Consider the following 19,072-nt stretch of genomic DNA (forward strand, 5'->3'; position numbering starts at 1 on the left):
CCTATACCCACCTTCTCCCTCCGTGCTAACATTCCCAAAAAAGTTAACAGTTTAGCCAGTTCGTTGTCGGGTATATCACCAATATCCCGAATATATCGAAAATCAGAAGGAGTGAAGAATATTGGAAAATAACTATCAATTTTGGAGCGGCTGGGATCGGATCGTGTACAGCCTTCCCGATTTCCTCGTCGCGCTTGCCGTTCTTCTTATCGGCTGGTTTATTGCAAAGGCGATTGAAAAAGGCGTATACAAAGCATTGCTTAAATCGAATCTCGACAATCGCTTGTTTGCATCCGCTACGGACAAGAAATTTTCGTCGGAAAAAATTATCAGCAAGGTCATCTATTATCTGCTCTTAGTGTTCGTTTTCATCCTATTCTTCAACATTCTTGGATTGAACATTATTGCCGGGCCGCTTGTAGCCATGCTTACAGCGATAACCTCAGCGATTCCGAGCCTGTTAAAGGCAGCGCTCATCCTGGCGGTTGCATGGCTTTTGGCTACCGGTTTAAGTTACTTGATTAAAAAAGGCGGCCGGACACTGAGGGTCCACCAATTGGCCCAGAAGCTGAACATCACAAAAGATAGCGAAGGGCCCGGCCAGCTCGCAGACAGAATCGCCAAGATTGTATTTTACCTAGTCTTGCTCATGTTCCTTCCGGGAGTGCTCGCCGCGCTTAATATCCACGGCATCTCCGAACCTTTTTCCAATATGCTCGGCAGCATGCTCTCCTTCCTGCCAAAGCTATTCTCCGCCGCCCTGATTATCCTGGTCGGCTGGTTCATCGCTAAGCTTGTCCGCGATATTGTCACCAATCTGCTCCAAGGGATTGGCTTGGAAAGGCTAGTTGAACGGTTTGGCGCGAAACGGCTGTTTGAAGGAACAAGCCTATCCTCGGTAATCGGGACAATCGCTTTTGTCCTAATCCTTATTCCGACTGTCATCGCAGCGCTCGAACGGCTTGATTTAAAAGGGATTTCCACTCCTGCCATCCATATGCTGAATGATGTCCTGGCGATGATCCCGAATATTATTGTCGCCATCCTAATGGTGCTTGTTGGCATCTGGATTGGGAAATGGGTAAATAGCTTTGTTTCAGGATTGCTCGACAGAGCCGGTTTCAACGGCTTCCTGAGAGGAATTGGAATTGGGAAAGGCGCGGCCGCGACAGTATCTTTATCAAAGATTGTTGGGACAGTCGCGCAAGTACTCATTGTTCTGCTGTTCACAGTTGAAGCACTGAACCTAGTCGGCCTGGATTTCCTAGTTACGCTAGCCACCGGTGTGATTGCCTACTTGCCAAATGTGCTTGCGGCGGTAATTATTTTGATGGTTGGTCTTTGGGTCGGCAACTTTGTCAAAAATCTTCTGGCAAGCATGCTTCAGGGCCCACATTATGGCCTGCTTTCCTCTGTAGCGAAATATGCAGTCATTGCCATTTCGATTTTCATGGCACTGGACCAGCTTGGGGTTGCCGCTTCCATCGTCAATGCCGCCTTTATTTTGACATTGGGAGGCCTCGCTCTCGCATTCGGTCTTTCCTTCGGCCTTGGGGGCCGGGAGTTCGCGGCAAAATATCTCGCGCGCTTCGACCAAAAGCTTGAACAGACAACGGTTGTAAAACCACCCGCGGGTAAGGGCGAATTTCAGATGGGTACTGGTGGGCAGCCAGGGAACCAAATGAATCCAGGCGGGCAACCGGGACCAAACAATCAAAACAAACCATTCACCGACCCAAACAACCATAACCCGAATGACCCCGATAATCCTTTTCATAACCTGTAAGAATGTAAAACCACTGCCGGAGCACTTCAGGCAGTGGTTTTTTTAAAATAGCTTTTGAAAACGAATAAAGAAAAATCCCTTTACAGCGCTAACCGTTTCGGTACAAAGATCCTGCAGATTTCAATCAAACGTTTGATTGAAATCCCCGGACAATTTCACAATAATTTCTTCACATAGCCTGTGGGTTTCCAGTGCGTCAAAAGCGGAAATTTTCGGAGAGGTTCCGGTCCGGACCGCTTGAAGAAAATCATTCACCATCTCGGGAAAGCCACGCTTTACAAGCGTTTCTTCCCAATCATTCCCGCGAATTTCAGTTTCTTCAATGCCTTTCGATACAATTAACCTTGATAAGTTATATGCTGTCCGTTTTTCCAAAGGGCCCATCACTGCCGCGATTTCTTCCATAGTTCCATTGTCCCTGTTCATAATCCCAATCGCGGTTCCCATTCGTGAGACGAGCTGGACAACGGCATGGCAGAGTTTTCCCCCCTCTTGCCTTCCGTTTACAATAACCTTGTCTATTGGATAAGGAAACAGGAAGCGAATGGTGTCCACCACATGGATAAAATCATCGTATATGAAGGAGCGGATCTCTCCAGGAAGTGAGTGACGATTTTTCTGGACAATGACCATATTGGGTTGGGCCACTTCCTTTAATGCCCGGATTGCCGGGGCGTATCGCCTGTTAAATCCAACCATTAATATCAGCTTCCGCTCATTTGCGAGCCGGACAAGTCCTTCAGCCTCGGATAATTGGTCGGTAATCGGTTTGTCAACAAATACATGGATATCCCGCTGCAGAAGCTCACGGACAATTGCGGCGTGCGATTCGGTTGAAGAATGGACGAACGCCGCCGATATTCCGCTCTCAAGTAAATCCTCCAGCCTGGCATAACGCCGGGTAAACCTGTGCTTGTCACCAAGAGCGTCCAGCTTTTTCACGTTCCTCGTATGGAGATGGAATTGAACTCCATCCATTTTCCCGTAAATAGGCAAATACGCTTTTTGGGCGATATCGCCGAGCCCGATGACCCCTATCTGCATTTTATACCCCTCCCGCTTTCATCCTTTTTCATCCCTACCATACTCCCTTTTCCATTTTTCAGGCAAGCGAAGGCCGTAATTGTATCTCTCCCCATTCTGAGATAAACTAGAATACGATATTACTATTAAGCAGGTGCGACATGAAAGAGTTTATTTTTAGTATATTGACTGCCCTGTCCGAACTCGGATATTTCGGGATTGCCCTCGGCCTCATGATTGAAATCATCCCGAGTGAAATTGTCCTTGGCTATGGCGGGTATATGATTTCACAGGGGACGATCAATTTTCCGCTCGCGGTGGTTGCCGGGACAATCGGCGGCACTTTTGCCCAGCTGTTCCTGTATTGGGCCGGTTATTACGGGGGCCGTCCATTTCTCGAGAAGTACGGAAAGTATGTATTCATCAATCGCCACCACATTGATTTATCCGAAGAATGGTTCAAAAAATATGGCGCGGGCGTCATCTTTTCCGCCAGATTCATTCCAGTTGTAAGGCATGCGATCTCCATTCCGGCAGGCATTTCGAAAATGCCCGTGTCAAAGTTCATCCTTTACACTGTCGCGGCAGTCGTTCCATGGACAATCTTCTTCCTTTATCTTGGAGTTGTCCTAGGTGAAAACTGGGCGAATATTAAGGAAGTCGCACAGCCATATGTCCTTCCGGCACTAGGGGCCGCCATCGTCCTCGGCGCTGTCTACATTTACATTAAACGAAAAAAATGATCGATTGCCGGACTCCCGGCATTTTTTTTTGCAAAAAAAAATATGTCGAATGCTTAAAATTGTCCCTGTTTTGTCACAAAATTCAACAGAAAACCTGTTAAAGTAAAATCATCCCTTTTTATCATTTCACAAATCCCCCAAGGCATTGGATTGCCTCCCACAATCCCTCATGCCAAAATTGTTTTTTTTCTGACATCTTTTGCTGCTCATCACACTGCCGTATATTTACATTGACTTGAATTTTTCCGGAATTTAAAATGAAGAATATGTTTTTTTCGAAGGTGCAACTTACGAGCAAAGGGGATAGATCTATGAAAAGAATAGGTTTGGCTTGGCAAATCCTGATTGGCCTTATTTTCGGTATCGCCATTGGGGCTGTTTTTTACGGAAATCCATCTGTACAGGCTTATTTACAGCCAATTGGTACTATTTTTATACGCCTTATTAAAATGATTGTCGTGCCAATCGTCATTTCCAGTATCATTGTTGGTGTCGCCGGGGTAGGCGATATTAAAAAACTTGGAAAATTGGGCGGCAAAACCCTCCTCTATTTTGAGGTTATCACGACAATCGCCATTTTGGTCGGATTGCTTTCGGCTAATATTTTCCATCCTGGAACAGGGATTGATATGGGCTCCCTCACTAAAGGCGATATCGGCAGCTATATGTCCACGACAGAAGAGGTTAAAAGCCATAGCATGGCCGATACGTTCGTAAACATAGTTCCTACTAATATTATTGATTCCCTTGCAAGAGGCGATATGCTCGCCATCATCTTTTTCTCCGTGTTCTTTGGCCTTGGTGTAGCCGCAATTGGCGAAAAGGGGAAACCCGTCCTGGCATTTTTCCAGGGCACTGCTGATGCGATGTTTTATGTTACGAATCAAATTATGAAGTTTGCTCCTTTCGGGGTTTTCGCGTTGATTGGCGTTACTGTCTCCAAATTCGGGGTCAGTTCCCTCATTCCGCTCAGCAAACTCTTATTAATTACCTATGGAACGATGATTTTCTTCGTGTTAGTCATCCTTGGTTTAACTGCCAGGTTATTTGGAATCAACATCTTCCATCTGTTTACAATCCTTAAGGACGAGCTGATCCTTGCCTATTCTACGGCCAGTTCGGAAACAGTCCTGCCAAAGCTGATGGAAAAAATGGAGAAGTTCGGCTGCCCGAAAGCCATCACATCTTTTGTTATCCCGACAGGCTACTCCTTTAACCTGGACGGGTCAACCCTTTATCAGGCTCTCGCGGCAATCTTCATTGCACAGATGTATGGCATCGATCTCAGCATCAGCCAGCAGCTTTCGCTTTTGCTAGTATTAATGGTGACATCCAAAGGGATTGCCGGTGTTCCAGGAGTATCATTCGTCGTCCTTTTGGCGACACTCGGAACGGTGGGCATCCCGCTTGAAGGGCTCGCGTTTATCGCTGGTATCGATAGGATCCTTGACATGGCCAGGACAGCAGTGAATGTTGTCGGCAACTCGCTTGCCGCCATTGTCATGTCGAAGTGGGAAAAGCAATACGACGAAACCAAGGCTGCTGCATACCTTGCAGAAGTCAAAGATGGCCAACCAGCAACTCTATAATTTCTCTTATGGGCTGCCCTTATTAAATGGGGCAGCCTTTATTTTTTTAAAAAAAATCCATCCTTATGTTTAAGGATGGATTTTGGGTGGTATATGGAATATGTTTGTGATGAAAATTGGCCAAGTTAATTAAGCCATTTTATAATTTTTACATACGTTCCCTTACCCTCGGCTGTCTCGATAGAGAATTCATCGGCCATTCTCTTGATGGCGGGAAGCCCGGCCCCAAGGCTGCCAGAGGTTGAATAGCCTTGTTCCATCGCCCGGTTTACGTTTAAAATTCCTGGCCCGCAATCGACGGCATGGATTTTAACGCCTTTCGACCCGTTAGGGCCTTTAACCGTTTCGATGGAAATATAGCCTTGTCCGGCATATTTATAGATATTGCGCGAGAGCTCGGAAATAAGTGTAATGATGCGGGATTGGTCGAATGCGCTGAAACCAAGGCCATGTGAAAATTCACGCGCTATCCGCCTGGCTGACATAATGTCATCCTCTGTCTTTATTTTAATACTTGACTTGTCCGGAAAATGTCCTTGCAACAGGCAATCCTGGCTGATTTCTTTTGTAATTTCAAAAACCTCCACCATTGATTCCCCCTTATAGAATAAGCCAGAAAGGCCTTGCAAATCCTTCCTGGCTTATTGGCGGTGTTTTCCATGTACCTCGCCGTACCTTTTGGCAGAATTTTATATAAATAAAAACGGGATTTTTCGATAGGAAATCTGTGAAAAACGCCTATTTTTCGTGCGTTTTTACTCTTTCAGTATACTGGAAAACCTTACAAATAACCACAGGAATAAAATCCTACTCCGATTTTCCCAACTTTTTTCCCGCCAAATCCCCATAAATTGCCTTTATACGGGACCTCGTTGTGCTGGTTAATATTTTCTTATGAAAATATTAACTCAATTCCATTGTATTTGTTGTCAGAAAATGAAGAATAAGATTGGTTTTTTCCAAATATCTTTCGCCAAGGAGCAACATGTTTCCCAGGGCAGCCAGACAATTAAAGTTGCCAAGTCCCTTCCCGTTTTGCTAATAATATTTATAGAGATTTACTTCGCCATACGGCAAACGGTATATAAGCCGTGAAAAAATAGGAGGTGTAGCCCTGCGTTTCAGGGCATTCCATTGATAGTATTTAATTTGCTGCTTGTTTTCATTTTAATTGCATTGACAGCTTTTTTTGTCACCACAGAATTCGCGATTGTCAAAGTAAGGAGCTCAAGAATTGATCAATTAATTGAAGAAAACAGGAAAGGGGCAAAGGCGGCAAAACATGTCATCACGCATTTGGATGAGTATTTATCCGCTTGCCAGCTCGGCATCACCATTACTGCCCTGGGCCTCGGCTGGCTCGGCGAACCGACTGTCATGGCTTTGCTGGAACCCGTGTTTAAAAACCTTAATGTCACCGGGTCAGTTTCACATATTTTGTCATTCGGGATTGCGTTCGCTTTCATCACCTTCCTGCATGTGGTTGTAGGAGAACTCGCCCCGAAAACTTTTGCCATCCAGAAGGCCGAGGCAGTCGCTTTGCTCTTTGCCAGGCCGATTATTACCTTTTACAAAGTCATGTACCCTTTTATATGGGCACTGAATGGTTCGGCACGATTCCTTGTCGGGCTTTTCGGCTTAAAGCCAGCCTCCGAAAATGAGCTCGCCCACTCCGAGGAGGAACTGAGGATCATCATTTCCGAAAGTTACGAAAAAGGGGAAATCAACCAATCTGAATTAACCTATGTTAATAATATTTTCGAATTCGATAATAGGATCGCAAAGGAAATCATGGTCCCCCGAACTGAAATAGTCACCTTTTCCATCGATGACAGCATGGAGGAAATCCTTGAAACCATCCGCCGTGAAAAATACACGCGCTACCCAGTTGTTAACGGTGATAAAGACAATGTCGCCGGTATGGTCAACATCAAGGAAATCCTGACCGCGACCTTAAAACCCGATGCGCTAAAAGAAAAGCCGCTTACGAATTTTATTAAACCGGTCATCCATGTTATCGAAACAATCCCGATTCACGAACTTCTTGTTAAGCTCCAAAAAGAGCGGACCCATATGGCCATTTTGGTCGATGAATATGGAGGAACCGCCGGCCTCGTGACGGTCGAGGACATTTTAGAGGAAATCGTCGGCGAAATCCGTGATGAATTTGATGCCGATGAAGTTGCCGATATAAGGAAAATTAAAGAAGGCCATTACATTATGAGCGGGAAGGTGCTCCTTGAGGATGTAAATGATATCCTTGGGATTGCCCTTCCCGAAGAAGATATCGATACATTGGGAGGCTGGATTCTTTCCCATACGTACGACGTGAAAATTGGCGACGTCCTGAACCAGGAAGGATATGCCTTTAAAGTCAATGATATTGATGGGCATCAAATCCTTTATGTGGAAATCAGGCAGACTGAGCCGAAGCCTCCGGCCGGGACTCCAGGACTTGAAGAACAATAAACAAAAAGAACCTTTCCTCCACCGGAAAGGTTCTTTTGTACTTATAGGATTTGACACAATATGGCTGTGTTGATATCCGCCATGGGCAAGGCTTACTCGTGAACCCCCAGGTGAATTTCATTCCCCGACGGGTCCTTTACAGTCCAATTTTCGCTTACAGGGAAGCCGAGATTTTCAAGTTTACCCACTGCCTTATTCCTTTTCTCTTCGCCCGGAAACATAATAGAGAACTGTTTCAGGCCTGCACTATTTGCCGCGGCAGGCGGAGCCCCTACCCCATTCCAAGTATTGAGGCCTAAATGATGGTGGTATCCTCCTGTAGACATAAATAAAGCCTGCGGATAGCGGCTTACAAGATCAAAGCCCAAGCCTTCTCCGTAAAATTTCCTTGTCTCCGTTAAATCGGAAACGTGCAGATGGATATGCCCCATAATCGTCTCAGCGGGCATTCCTTCCCATTTGCTCTGCCCCGCTTCCGCGAGAATGCCTTGAGCGTCTATCTGATTTGTAGCCATCTCAACTTCATTGCCGGCCCATTTCCACACAGAAGAAGGACGGTCCGTATAGATTTCAATTCCATTCCCATCCGGATCGTCCAAATAGATTGCTTCACTGACGAGATGGTCCGCCGCTCCAATCGGATATCCGAGCTCAAGAATGTGGCGCAAAAATTTTCCCAACTCAAAACGGCTTGGCAAAAGCAGCGCAAAATGGTATAGGCCCGCTGTTCTCGGCTGTTTTGGAACGGCATTTTCCGGCTGCTCAAGCGTCAGAATGGGTTTCTTTCCGCTTCCAAGCACCGCCTTCATGCCTGATTGCTCCAGCACGTCAAAGCCAATGATCCGCTTATAAAACTCCAGTGATCTTCCGAGATCCTGCACTTTTATATGGACATTACCGATAAATGTATTGGGTGGCCGATGAAACTTCATTTCCATCCCTTACCCTCCTTTTTATACTTTTGGTACAACCGTGATAGTATCCAAGCGATTGTCTGCAAAATACTATATTCCCTTGTTTCCATTTCATTAGTCTTTAATTAATTCCCCTTCATCATGCAACTAACCTTCCGAATTCCTATTTTAAGAAATATGTCGAAATTATTTACCAAAAAATTCTTGTGTTCTAATTTTTTAGAACGTATAATCATTTTAAATCGAAATAGAAAGTTAGATTGGGGAGAAAAAATTCCATGGAACCAAAAATAATGGAAATCAATCTGGAACAGCAGAAGCTGATTTCAACCTCGCTAAGAGTAAAAATCATTTACTTATTATGCGAAGTTCCTATGACAGCCAAACAGGTTGCCGATGAACTCGGAAAAACCGCGGGGAGCATCCATTACCATATTCAGCAGCTTTATAAAGGGGGAATCCTCGAACTAGTTGAAACAAGGGAAAACAAGGGAATTGTGGAAAAATACTACCGTTCCAAAGCCACCCACTTTAATTTAAACACCAATGACCCCGCCCGAAAAGGGATTCGTACAAAAGGAATCAGCCTGGAATTTTCGGATGAGGAATTGCAAGAGTTTGAAGAGGAATATGACAGCCTCCTTGAAAAATGGCTAAAGAAAACCGTCGCGCATAAGGAAGGGCGTACATCCTATACGCTTTCACTCGAATTCAAAAAGGAACTGACCGGAGAGGACGTGTAATGCATGGAACATGCTGTCAAAAGAAATCTATTTCTCTTTGTTCCCGCCAAAATAATCGCGGTTCTTGGTTCATCGATTTACAGCTTTGCGATTGGGCTGTATATTCTGAGCCAGACTGGTTCGGCGCTTAATTTCTCCATCACGCTTTTAATGGGAAGCATCCCAAGGATTGTCTTATCACCCCTGGCTGGCACAGTTGCCGACCGCTTTGACCGGAAAAAAATAATTATCCTGACCGATTTCGCTTGTGCCGCCTGGCTCGGCATTGTGTTCGCCCTTTTTACATTCGTTACGAAAGAAATATGGCTTCTCTATTTGGCGACCGCCGTCCTCACATCCCTCAACACGTTTTACTCAACAGCGGTAACCTCAACCATCTATAACATGGTTGGCCCGGACCATCTTCAGAAGGCGATGTCGCTTAACCAGACAGCAGTATCTTTATCAAATATTCTTGGTCCGGTCCTTGGAGGCGCGCTATTCGGTTTATTCCCTGTCAATTCCTTCATGGCCATTAACGTCGCCGCATTCACCATTTCCGGGATATTCAGCCTGTTCATTAACTACCACCTGTTCGCGGAGAAAAAGGAAAAACGAGAAAGCAATGGATTTTTCCATGATTTAAAGGAAGGTTTCACATATGTCAAAAATGAATCATTTATCAAGAACATTGTATTTTTTGCGATCGGACTGAACTTCTGGTTCGCCGCCGCCCCAATCGCGCTTCCATACATTGTTATGGTCGTCCGGAAAATGCCTTCCTACCAGCTGGGCATCATTGAAGGCGCTTTCTCCGTGGGTACATTGCTTCTCGCCATTATCCTTTCGGTCCGCCCTGAAATCAAAAGAAAGGACCGGGCCATCCTCGGCGGAGTTGCGGGCATGTCGGTTACGATTATCTTATTCGGGCTTCCGAGCCTGCCAGCCGCAGCGGGGATATCAAATAGTTTCATCTTCATTTATATGATTATCCTTGCATTAATCATGTCTTCCCTTGGCATGGTCATTAATATGCCCATATTCGTCCTGCTCCAAAAGAAGACGCCCGACGAGCTGCGAGGCCGGGTCATGTCCCTCCTGGAGGCCGGAGCGGGCGGGATGATGCCAATTGGACTTGTCCTTTTCGGATTCCTTTTTGAAAAGGTTCCATCTTGGCTCTTGATGGGGGTCAGCGGAGGCTGTGTCCTTCTCCTTGTAGCATACCATGTTTATAAAAGGACATTCGCAACCCATTTGGAAGAGGAACCCAAACCAGAAAAAAAAGCAGTTCCCGCGCACTCCGGAACCTGATCCCGAATACACCAAAGCGCCGGCAAAATCCGGCGCTTTTTTTAATGCGTTTTTTCAAATGGCAATCGGTTAATACTGCGGAATTGGCCAGGCGGGATCGCCCTAGGTAAGAGTAACCCGGTTCTTCCCCTCTTTTTTGGAAGTATACTGCGCCTTGTCAGCCCGGTCCAATAATGAGGCGATGGTATCCCCTTGCTGGTAGCCTGTAATTCCAAAACTCGATGTTACCCGGCCCGCTATCGCAAATTTATGCTTTTCGATCCTTTTCCTCAACGTTTCAGCAATCAAGGCAGCTGACTCTTCCTCTTCCTTTACTATCAGGATGAATTCCTCGCCTCCCCATCTGCCAAATAAGCGGTCCGGACTTATACAGTCCTTAATGAGAAAAACAAACTCCTTTAATACAGCATCTCCAACGTGGTGCCCGAATTGGTCGTTGATAGTCTTAAAATTATCAATGTCAAAAAAGATAATTGAAAAACCTTCTTTGTTATTGTCCGATCCCCTGATATGGCTGTTCAGCCACTCATCGATTTGATAGCGGTTGGCAATCCCGGTCAATGAATCGGTATAGGCCTCACGTTTTGCAACAGCCAACTGTGAATAGACCCCGACCAAATGGTGGGTAAAATACAAGACTACAATATAAACGATATTCGCCATGTAAAACTGAAAAAGAGAGTCGATTTCCTCCGCATTATACCTTCCTGCATTCACGGCACCTGGCACAATCGTAATTGCTAGAACAACCAAAGCAAACAAAAGGGCGTGCTTGTTCTTGAGTGTTAAAAAGATATACATCATAAAGATTGGCATCCATATAATAAAATCCCCCAGTGAATCATGCCTTTCCTCCAAGAGGACATTATAGACGGCATCATAAAATGTGATTATGTGGTAAAGCGTCACAAGGATCAGGTTTGATAGTTCTACAAACCGAATGGCCCGATTCCTGTATAACAAGAACCAGCTGATACTGAACCAGCCGATTAACACTGAATTAGTAACCAAGCCAAGAAGGTACTCTGCCTTCGCGTTATTCTGCAAATAGTTATTCAAGATAAGCGAAACGAGAACACAAGGAACAACCCATAAATAAATTGCCCGTTTTAACGCATAAAGCGACTTATACTGTCCATCCATTAAGCTGCCTCCATGCCCCTGTTTTTTCTGCCTAATCCTTTAATATGATGTATGTATATTACTTAAATAGTAGGCGGAAAGACCTATAAATACAATAGGGATTTTCCTGTTTTTATCCAAAATCCACCAAAAGCTTCAGGGGCAGATTATTTATGTATACAATCCCCTTTATCGTAATTCCAAATTAGTTTCCTTCCTGTTAAGGAAGTGATTTATTCCACGGTAAAAATAGGCATTAACAGTGAAACAAGGTATGATGGGTTTGAAAGGGAGGGATTTCATGGAAGCGTTGTTTCGGTATAACTGGATGGTCAGAGACGAATGGTATCGCTGGTGCGAAGGCGTGAGCGAGGAGGATCTGCTTGCGGAACGGACCGGCGGGGTTGGGGGAATCCTGAAAACCCTTTTCCATATTATTGATGTGGAATGGAGCTGGTTCCGCATTATTCAAGGGAAGTCAGATTTCCAGGAAAAATTTGAAGACTTTAACACACTTCAAAAAGTAAGGGAGCTTGATGCAAAGTTCCATGTAGAGGTGGAAGAATTCATCAGGAACTGGGACTCCAGTATGGAAAACAACCTGTACCAAGAGACTGAACCGGACGGTCGAATTGTGACCGATACATGGGGCGAGGTCATGCGCCATGTAATTGCGCACGAAATACACCATATTGGCCAATTATCGGTTTGGGCAAGGGAAATCGGAAAGAAGCCGGTATCCGCCAATTTTATCGGCCGTGGGCTTCTGCCGGCAAAAACTTCTGAGTAATAGCAAAAGGCATCGGATCTTCAGATGCCTTTTGCTTTAATCAACCTTCTTTGGCCAGAAACTGTATTTGCCGAGGATGGTTATCAGTGCTGGAATCTCAATCGGGCGGACGATGAACGTATCCTACAGCCCTTTGAAACCATACTTCTCCAATACCTTCATGGACTCATTCCCTATTAGATATTCGTAAAATTCCGTTGCTTCCTTCAGGTGGCGGCTGTCCTTAATAATGCCAAGCGGGTAGATGATCGGTCCATGTGAGTCCTCTCCAGCCGTCTCGGCAATCTCGACTTTTTTGGAGGCCATCGCATCGGTTTTATATACTATACCAGCGTCGACATTGGCCGTTTCAACATACGTAAGCACCTGTCGGACATCCTTGGCGAAGACAACCTTTCCTCCAACCGCATCCCAGACTCCGAGATGTTCAAGGGTCTCCATTGCATATTTCCCAGCTGGTACCGATTCCGGCGTCCCAATCGAAATCTTATCCGCTTTCTCCAGCTCCTCAAATGTACGGATGGTTTTCTGTGCATTTTTCGGAACCACCAGAACAAGTTCGTTTCCTACCAGATTGGTCCTTTTTTCAATCAGCCCATCCTTCTCGAGCTTGTCCATTTTATCTGCGGCTGCCGAAAAAAAGGCGTCAACAGGGGCCCCTTGGGAAATTTGCTGCTGCAATGCCCCTGAAGAGCCAAAGTTATAGTTTATTTTAATACCCTCATGTTCCTTTTCAAAATTAGAGGCGATTTCATTCAAGGCGTCCTGCAGGCTCGCGGCCGCCGAGACGGTCAGCTCGATTTGTTTTTCTTCAGGCTTCCCTTTTTCAGCGCAGCCCGCAGCCGTCAATATTAAAAGCAGTAACGCAATCAAACTATTGAATTTTCTCACACACTATCTTCCTTCCTAGGCATTTATCCGTCAACAATATTTAAATTGGAACCACTTAAAAAGGTTGCCGATCCTCTAACTAGTACTCTCCATTATACCTTACAGCACATCGCTTTTTTCGATAGCAAGCCTTTTTCACAAAGGTTTCAAAAATTTAAAAACGCCTGGCGAACCAAGCGCTTTTAGTTTATCTCTTAGTCTAAAGCTTTTTCTCATAGCACGAACATTCATGAACCCTTTTAAAGCGTCCCTGTATATCCTCTTTCTTCTCGCCAACATAATGGCCGTATGCCTGAACTAGATGAAAGTCTGGAAGGCTGCTGCTCAAAGCCTGCCTCATTTCCTCTTTCCCACCCATATACACTTGAAGGTACGAATCGACCTTTTGGAATCGATTTTTCACATACCAATCATTTACCCAATCATCATCCCTTGTCCATGCCTCAAGTCGGTTTAGGCTATTCACCCTTGCGAATTTTTCCGCTTCAAGCAATAACTGTTTCCCGATGCCCTGTCTCCGAAAATCCGGATGGACGGCAATATGCCATATCATACCGCCTAAACCCGTCCCTCTTGAACACACCGTACTTTCCTTAATCTCATATTCAACATCGATTAATCCGATTACCTGTCCATTCTCTATCGCAACAAGTTCAATTGAGGGATTATCATATACTTCTTTTTCCCTTAAAACATTTTCATAATAGGCTGTGTCCAAAAACGCCAGCACCCTGCAGCGCACCCAGCCTGTCTCATCGCCTGATCGATATGGCCTGATTTCCATTTGATCCGCCTCCGAATATTTTCATCTAAATAACGAACTCCATAAATAAAGGCCTTCGTCCGAATCACGAAGGCCTTTTAGTATACTCAATCTCTTGCAAATTAATTTTTCCTAGTTTGAGGGGTATGGACCAACGCGATTCGAATCACAGATATAAATTTCATAGTTTTCATGGCAATCCCCTCCTTTTCAACTATTTCCTTACAAGTTTTATTGTATGTTTTTCCCTGTTAAAAGTAAACTCCCTTATACATTTATCCGGACAATGTACCGGGAGAAGGTGATCGGCAGCCCAGCAGGGGTGGAGTTCTTTTCAAAAATCCTCGTTATTTCCGGCAGGTTTTCTTCAATCATTCGTTTATAAATACTTGGCTTTTGGCCAAAACAGCGCCACTTTATTACATCAAGTGGGGTGTGTAAATATTCCGTCGCCTCTATATGATCAAACTCCGCTGAAGAAAAGCTTCCTGCTTCAAGGCGTTTCCTAATCAGATCAAGGATTGGTGTACCCTCTTTTTTTTCAAAAAAGGTTGGAAATAGTAGAGGCAGCTCCATCCCAAGGTCGTCACCGGGGTGAAGGCCAAGCACAGTTCCTCCCTCCTTAACTGCTTTTTTTAAAAAAGGATATGCGGATGTCGGCCCTTTACGAATATAGGCGCAATCAAATGGTCCCTTCTCAACTGGTAATCCATGCTTTGAATTCCCTGTCACAAAGGAGACATTCGCCCGTTTCTTTTTATTTCCGGCAGCGGTGAACGTTTCCGTTGCATCAACGCCAACAATCTCCTTTGCAAACGCCGCGCACTGGTGCGTGAATTCCCCATCACCGCACCCTATATCGAGGACTTCTTTATCTTTTACCATCTTCAAAACTTCCGCATCGAAAATAGACTCTCCATTCGGCTGCGATACCGTGGAATTCCACGTGTACCGATATTGGCCTTCCATGTTTCCAATCTGTTTGTACCATTCCATGGAATGTGGCGGAAGCCAGTCCGAAAGAGTGGCTGGGTCTGTCAGCACGAATTTTCCTCCCTTTTTAAACAGGCAGTAATGCCAAGCTATTAAGATTTAAGATGAGCGTTTTGGAAATTTTTGTAATATGTATTTATATTTACAACAATTGATATAATTATTATATAATTCAGAAAATGTACTTCAAGAATGGCCTACTTAACCCTTTTAAAGGAGTTGGTTAAATGAGACATGTGGACAAAAGCGGCAAAGCCATCGTATTGGCTTCCTTATTCCTTAGTGTGGCGGTCAATCTCCTTATCTTGCCGTTAAGCATTTATATAGGGAATTTACCAACCAATCCACCAACCGATACCACCTCAGGCTTTATGTTGCGCTTCCTTTTGGTTCAGTTCCTCCCGTTACTCTGGCTTGGTATAAGCATTTGCCACTGGAGGAAAGGGTTAAAAGCCGAACGCAATCCTATTCTATAATTCCACTTGTAATTGGCGCCAGGCACTCTTTTAGAGAAGGCAGGCGCCCATTTACTTTATCTCTTCTTTCCTGCCTTTCCCGAATTCAATCAAACGTTTGATTGAATTCCCACAAAAGGGTTTTCAGCACTATAGTTTAGAAAAATCCCCAACCATATTTTGAAACTCTTCACGTTCTTCAAGGAACGGCGCATGGTTGCTTTTTTGAAAAATATAAAGCTTGGAATTCGGTATCAGCTCAGCTATTTCCTTTGAAAAATCAACTGGGCACTGCGAATCATGCTCTCCGCAAAAGACAATAGCCGGAATGCGTATTTGCCTAATTCTCTCTCTACTATCATAAGCAGGTAGCTCAGTATAAGAATAATAGTCCAGCCGGTTTGGAACGACCTTTCCGCTACTTGGTTTTGAAAAGTACTCTTCAAATTTCCCCGGATTATAAAGCGACATTTCGGTCCATTCCCTGCCCGCGTTCATCCTTTCCTCCCTCGAAGATTCCGCTGATTTAAGGGTTGAAAGCAGTTCTTTTAGGCGAGGGTTAAGGGGATTGTTTCCACAATAGATGCTTCCGCTATGCTCCATATAACCCCTCGACGCCGAAGCCCCGCCCACCATGACTTTTGTTAAGGAATCGGGAAACGAGGAAGCGTAAACCAAGCCAAGCATCCCTCCGGTCGAATGTCCGGCAAAGCTCCACTTTTCGAAATTCAAGGCGCTTCTTAATGCTTCCAAATCAAGGACATTCTTCCATGCTCAGTTCTTTCTCATTGCAAACTTTGCTGGAATTGCCAGCCTCCTTTAAGTTCACAAGATAGACTTTGAACGACTGGATGAACATATCAGCGAAGTAGTTGCCCCGTTCATTGAATTCACTGTACAAATGCGTTATGCAGAGCGGCTCCCCGCTTCCGCAAACAAATATTTCAAATGTCCCTCTCTCTGTGCTAACAAGCTCCCTTTGCCACATAGTTACCTCCACCACAAGTTATACCTTTACTTATTCTCGTTATGGAGGGATTATCCTTTAAAGAGAGGCAGCCGAAAACAAAAACCCGCCCATAGACGAGTAAGTAGTAACAGTTATATTTTTTAAAAGAAGTTCCTATTTAGCCATTGTAGTCGTAGATCTTTTTAGGTCCTCCTCGGCCCGGTTATCGTCACCATTATTCTTATAGGCAATCGCTCGCGCTTCGTATGCCCTGGCGATTCCCGGAAGATTCCCGATTTCTGTAAGGATGGCAATTGCCCTGGTTGCATACTCGATAATTTCTTCGTTGGCCGCAGATACCATGCCCTTGTTTCCCAAATCCGCGAGAATGATCCAATACCAGCCCACCCCCTGCTTATGGTCAGCCGACTCCTCTAAAAACATCTGACAGAAATTTCGTTGAGCTAATGATAAAGATTAGAAAGGGTTGCTTCGAAATGTTTCATCTACTTTTCGCAGCCCTTAACTGTTGTTTTCCAGAAAAAAACTCAACTCAAAAAGCAATTCACACGAAACATGTAGTAAACACAAAGAAAGCCTGTTATAATGGACACTTGCTCAAAAATGAAGTCTGTGTGAGAATTTTTTTCAACTGCGTGAAGAACGCCGTCAGTTGAGCCAAAGCAGCCTTCAAATCCATATCAACTTGGTTTAAACCGGTTTTTTTGGTACATACTTGAGTTAATAAATATTTATCTAAAAGGGGAATACATCATGAGCGGCTATAACGCAGTATCAGCAAAAAATACAGAAAATGCTCCAAACGGTAACGGTCTATATTCACAATCTGTAGCTTTCTCCCATTACAACAATCTTTCAGCTCAATTACCTATCGAACCCAAAACTGGTCAATTGGTAGCTGGTGGTATAAAAGAGCAAGCTGAACAGTGCTTTAAAAATATCAAGGCAATTGCAGACAGCATCGATCATGTTATGAGCGATATTGTTAGAATCACGGTATTCGTTAAGAATATTAAAGATGTAGACGCTGTAGACGAAGTTTATAAAACATTCTTCCCGACTTATGTTCCCGCACGTACAACAGTTGCAGTCGCAGACCTTCCTAAGGGTGCATCTGTTCAGATTGAAGCGCTTGTTTCGCATGGCGAAGGTACAATTCCGAACGCACCACAAGCAGGCGACCTTATCAAGCTTACCAACAACACGTCAAATGCACCAATCAGCCCGCTATCTTCACAGACTGTATCGTTCTCTCACTATAATAACCTTACTGCTCAGCTGCCGATCGATCCAAAGACTGGCCGTTTGGTTGTTGGCGATGTTAAAGAGCAGACTGCACAGTGCTTGAAAAACATCAAGGCAATTTTAGAAAGTATCGACGTTCCATTTGACGATATCGTTAAAATCAACGTTTTCCTTACAGACTTGGCTGATACTGAAGCTGTAAATGAAGTTTACTCTAGGTTCTTCCCGGATTCAGCGATTGCTAGGGCTGTGGCTTACGTCCCTGCACGTACAACAGTTCAAGCTGCTGCTTTACCTTTGGGTGCTTCTGTTCAAATCGAAGCAGTCGTGTCGCACGGTGACGGTACACCTCCACAGGCGATCGAAGACAGACACGGCATTGTCATCTGGGCGAACAATACTGACAACGCACCAAAGAATTCTCTATCTACACAAACTGTAGCGTTCTCTCATTACAATCACCTTTCAGCTCAATTACCTTTGGATCCAAAAACAGGTGAATTGGTAGCTGGCGGTGTAAAAGAGCAGACTGAACAGTGCTTGAAGAATATCAAGGCAATTGTAGAAAGCATCGACCATGTTTTGGAAGATGTCGTTAAAGTGAATATCTTCGTTAAAAATATTGAAGATATTGAAGCTGTAGACGAAGCTTACAAAACATTCTTCCCACAAGGTACTCCTGCACGTAGAGTAGTTGGCGTATCAGCTTTACCTGAAGATGCTTTGATCCAAATTGATGCGATTGTATCAAATGCTGAAGGAACACCTCGAAAAGCATAACAGGCATTTGTTTGTAAAACAGGAACTAGCAAGATTACTTGTTAATCCGAAATTGCTTATCCTATTCATAAAAAGGGCTGTCTCAAATGAAAATTGAGACAGCCTTCCTTTTTTAACAGAGCAGATGAAATAGCATCGAAATTATAGCCGATTACGGCAGAAATTTTGATAACCTGCCTATTCGTTCTTTCCTCCCCCTCATCGCTCTCCCACCCCCTCAAAACCCTTGTGGTTCTAGCGCTCTTTCCCCTTTTCTCTCCTTCCGTTACTTTTTCTTCTGTTATTAAGTCTTCCCCAAAACCTCGATTTTCGCCCTCTTAGTTCCGTTCTGGCCTATAACAAATATTCTGCCAATGTTAAAGAGTTCTTCCCGTAATGGCCCTTATTGGTCGAGAGATTGAAGAGATATTGGACAAAGAAAAAAGACTGGACCACTATTGGATCCAGCCCGAATTTTTATTGAGTTACCAATTGAATACATATGTTCTGCCTGCTCTTTTTTCTTC

At 44.5% G+C, this 19,072-nt stretch carries 18 protein-coding genes; 8 read left to right on the forward strand and 10 right to left on the reverse strand.

Translation table 11 applies throughout. From position 1 onward, the window contains the following. The first annotated feature begins 121 nt into the window (after positions 1–121). Positions 122–1,786, forward strand: a complete 1,665-nt coding sequence (locus DRW41_RS21255; RefSeq protein ID WP_115454026.1) for a mechanosensitive ion channel — start codon at positions 122–124, stop codon at positions 1,784–1,786. A 120-nt stretch (positions 1,787–1,906) separates the two neighbouring features. Here DRW41_RS21255 and DRW41_RS21260 read toward each other — a convergent pair whose 3' ends face one another. Next, a complete protein-coding gene (locus DRW41_RS21260; protein WP_115454027.1) occupies positions 1,907–2,830 on the reverse strand; it encodes a Gfo/Idh/MocA family protein in 924 nt (307 codons plus the stop codon). Positions 2,831–2,970: 140 nt separating this feature from the next. Between DRW41_RS21260 and uptA the strand changes: the two genes are divergently transcribed. Next, complete coding sequence (gene uptA / locus DRW41_RS21265) at positions 2,971–3,552, forward strand: undecaprenyl phosphate transporter UptA (protein ID WP_115454028.1); 582 nt, start codon at positions 2,971–2,973, stop codon at positions 3,550–3,552. 311 nt (positions 3,553–3,863) lie between these two features. Next, positions 3,864–5,141 carry a glutamate/aspartate:proton symporter GltP gene (gltP, locus tag DRW41_RS21270; RefSeq protein WP_115454029.1) on the forward strand — a complete coding sequence of 426 codons (1,278 nt, stop codon included), beginning with the start codon at positions 3,864–3,866 and terminating at the stop codon, positions 5,139–5,141. A 125-nt stretch (positions 5,142–5,266) separates the two neighbouring features. On the opposite strand, the gene DRW41_RS21275 is transcribed toward gltP, so the two are convergent. Next, entirely contained in the window at positions 5,267–5,626 is a 360-nt protein-coding gene (locus DRW41_RS21275) for an anti-sigma regulatory factor (RefSeq protein WP_222928862.1), read from the reverse strand. A 649-nt stretch (positions 5,627–6,275) separates the two neighbouring features. Between DRW41_RS21275 and DRW41_RS21280 the strand changes: the two genes are divergently transcribed. After that, positions 6,276–7,610: a hemolysin family protein gene (locus DRW41_RS21280; RefSeq protein WP_115454031.1), complete on the forward strand. Its 1,335-nt coding sequence runs from the start codon at positions 6,276–6,278 to the stop codon at positions 7,608–7,610. 92 nt (positions 7,611–7,702) lie between these two features. On the opposite strand, the gene DRW41_RS21285 is transcribed toward DRW41_RS21280, so the two are convergent. Next, positions 7,703–8,542, reverse strand: a complete 840-nt coding sequence (locus DRW41_RS21285; protein ID WP_115454050.1) for a VOC family protein — start codon at positions 8,540–8,542, stop codon at positions 7,703–7,705. A 260-nt stretch (positions 8,543–8,802) separates the two neighbouring features. Between DRW41_RS21285 and DRW41_RS21290 the strand changes: the two genes are divergently transcribed. Together DRW41_RS21290 and DRW41_RS21295 are read left to right on the forward strand one after the other, a co-directional pair. Beyond that, the gene (locus DRW41_RS21290) at positions 8,803–9,267 is read left to right on the forward strand and encodes an ArsR/SmtB family transcription factor (RefSeq protein ID WP_245959520.1); all 465 of its coding nucleotides are present in this window, start codon (positions 8,803–8,805) and stop codon (positions 9,265–9,267) included. 3 nt (positions 9,268–9,270) lie between these two features. Then, a complete protein-coding gene (locus DRW41_RS21295) occupies positions 9,271–10,557 on the forward strand; it encodes an MFS transporter (protein ID WP_115454032.1) in 1,287 nt (428 codons plus the stop codon). Between the two features lie 102 nt (positions 10,558–10,659). Here DRW41_RS21295 and DRW41_RS21300 read toward each other — a convergent pair whose 3' ends face one another. Then, positions 10,660–11,700, reverse strand: coding sequence for a GGDEF domain-containing protein (locus tag DRW41_RS21300; protein WP_115454033.1), 1,041 nt, complete (start codon positions 11,698–11,700; stop codon positions 10,660–10,662). A gap of 280 nt (positions 11,701–11,980) precedes the next feature. Between DRW41_RS21300 and DRW41_RS21305 the strand changes: the two genes are divergently transcribed. Continuing rightward, entirely contained in the window at positions 11,981–12,469 is a 489-nt protein-coding gene (locus tag DRW41_RS21305) for a DinB family protein (protein WP_115454034.1), read from the forward strand. A gap of 123 nt (positions 12,470–12,592) precedes the next feature. Here the strand turns inward: DRW41_RS21305 and modA are convergent, their stop codons facing one another. From modA to DRW41_RS21335, 6 genes are all read right to left on the reverse strand, one after another. Continuing rightward, the gene (gene modA, locus DRW41_RS21310) at positions 12,593–13,360 is read right to left on the reverse strand and encodes a molybdate ABC transporter substrate-binding protein (RefSeq protein WP_115454035.1); all 768 of its coding nucleotides are present in this window, start codon (positions 13,358–13,360) and stop codon (positions 12,593–12,595) included. 199 nt (positions 13,361–13,559) lie between these two features. Beyond that, on the reverse strand, positions 13,560–14,144 hold the full coding sequence (locus tag DRW41_RS21315; RefSeq protein WP_115454036.1) for a GNAT family N-acetyltransferase: 585 nt from the start codon (positions 14,142–14,144) through the stop codon (positions 13,560–13,562). Between the two features lie 246 nt (positions 14,145–14,390). After that, positions 14,391–15,167, reverse strand: a complete 777-nt coding sequence (locus DRW41_RS21320; RefSeq protein ID WP_245959521.1) for a class I SAM-dependent methyltransferase — start codon at positions 15,165–15,167, stop codon at positions 14,391–14,393. A gap of 554 nt (positions 15,168–15,721) precedes the next feature. Next, positions 15,722–16,324, reverse strand: coding sequence for an alpha/beta fold hydrolase (locus DRW41_RS21330; protein ID WP_342772011.1), 603 nt, complete (start codon positions 16,322–16,324; stop codon positions 15,722–15,724). A gap of 1 nt (position 16,325) precedes the next feature. Continuing rightward, positions 16,326–16,559: a hypothetical protein gene (locus tag DRW41_RS23720; RefSeq protein WP_342772012.1), complete on the reverse strand. Its 234-nt coding sequence runs from the start codon at positions 16,557–16,559 to the stop codon at positions 16,326–16,328. 135 nt (positions 16,560–16,694) lie between these two features. Further along, on the reverse strand, positions 16,695–16,964 hold the full coding sequence (locus DRW41_RS21335) for a hypothetical protein (protein ID WP_142752260.1): 270 nt from the start codon (positions 16,962–16,964) through the stop codon (positions 16,695–16,697). 330 nt (positions 16,965–17,294) lie between these two features. On the opposite strand from DRW41_RS21335, the gene DRW41_RS21340 reads away from it, so the two are divergent. Beyond that, positions 17,295–18,566 (forward strand): RidA family protein, encoded by a 1,272-nt coding sequence (locus DRW41_RS21340; RefSeq protein WP_115454039.1) that lies wholly within the window; start codon positions 17,295–17,297, stop codon positions 18,564–18,566. Positions 18,567–19,072: the final 506 nt, after the last annotated feature.

The sequence above is a fragment of the Neobacillus piezotolerans genome (genome assembly GCF_003362805.1).
Lineage (GTDB): Bacteria > Bacillota > Bacilli > Bacillales > Cytobacillaceae > Bacillus_D > Bacillus_D piezotolerans.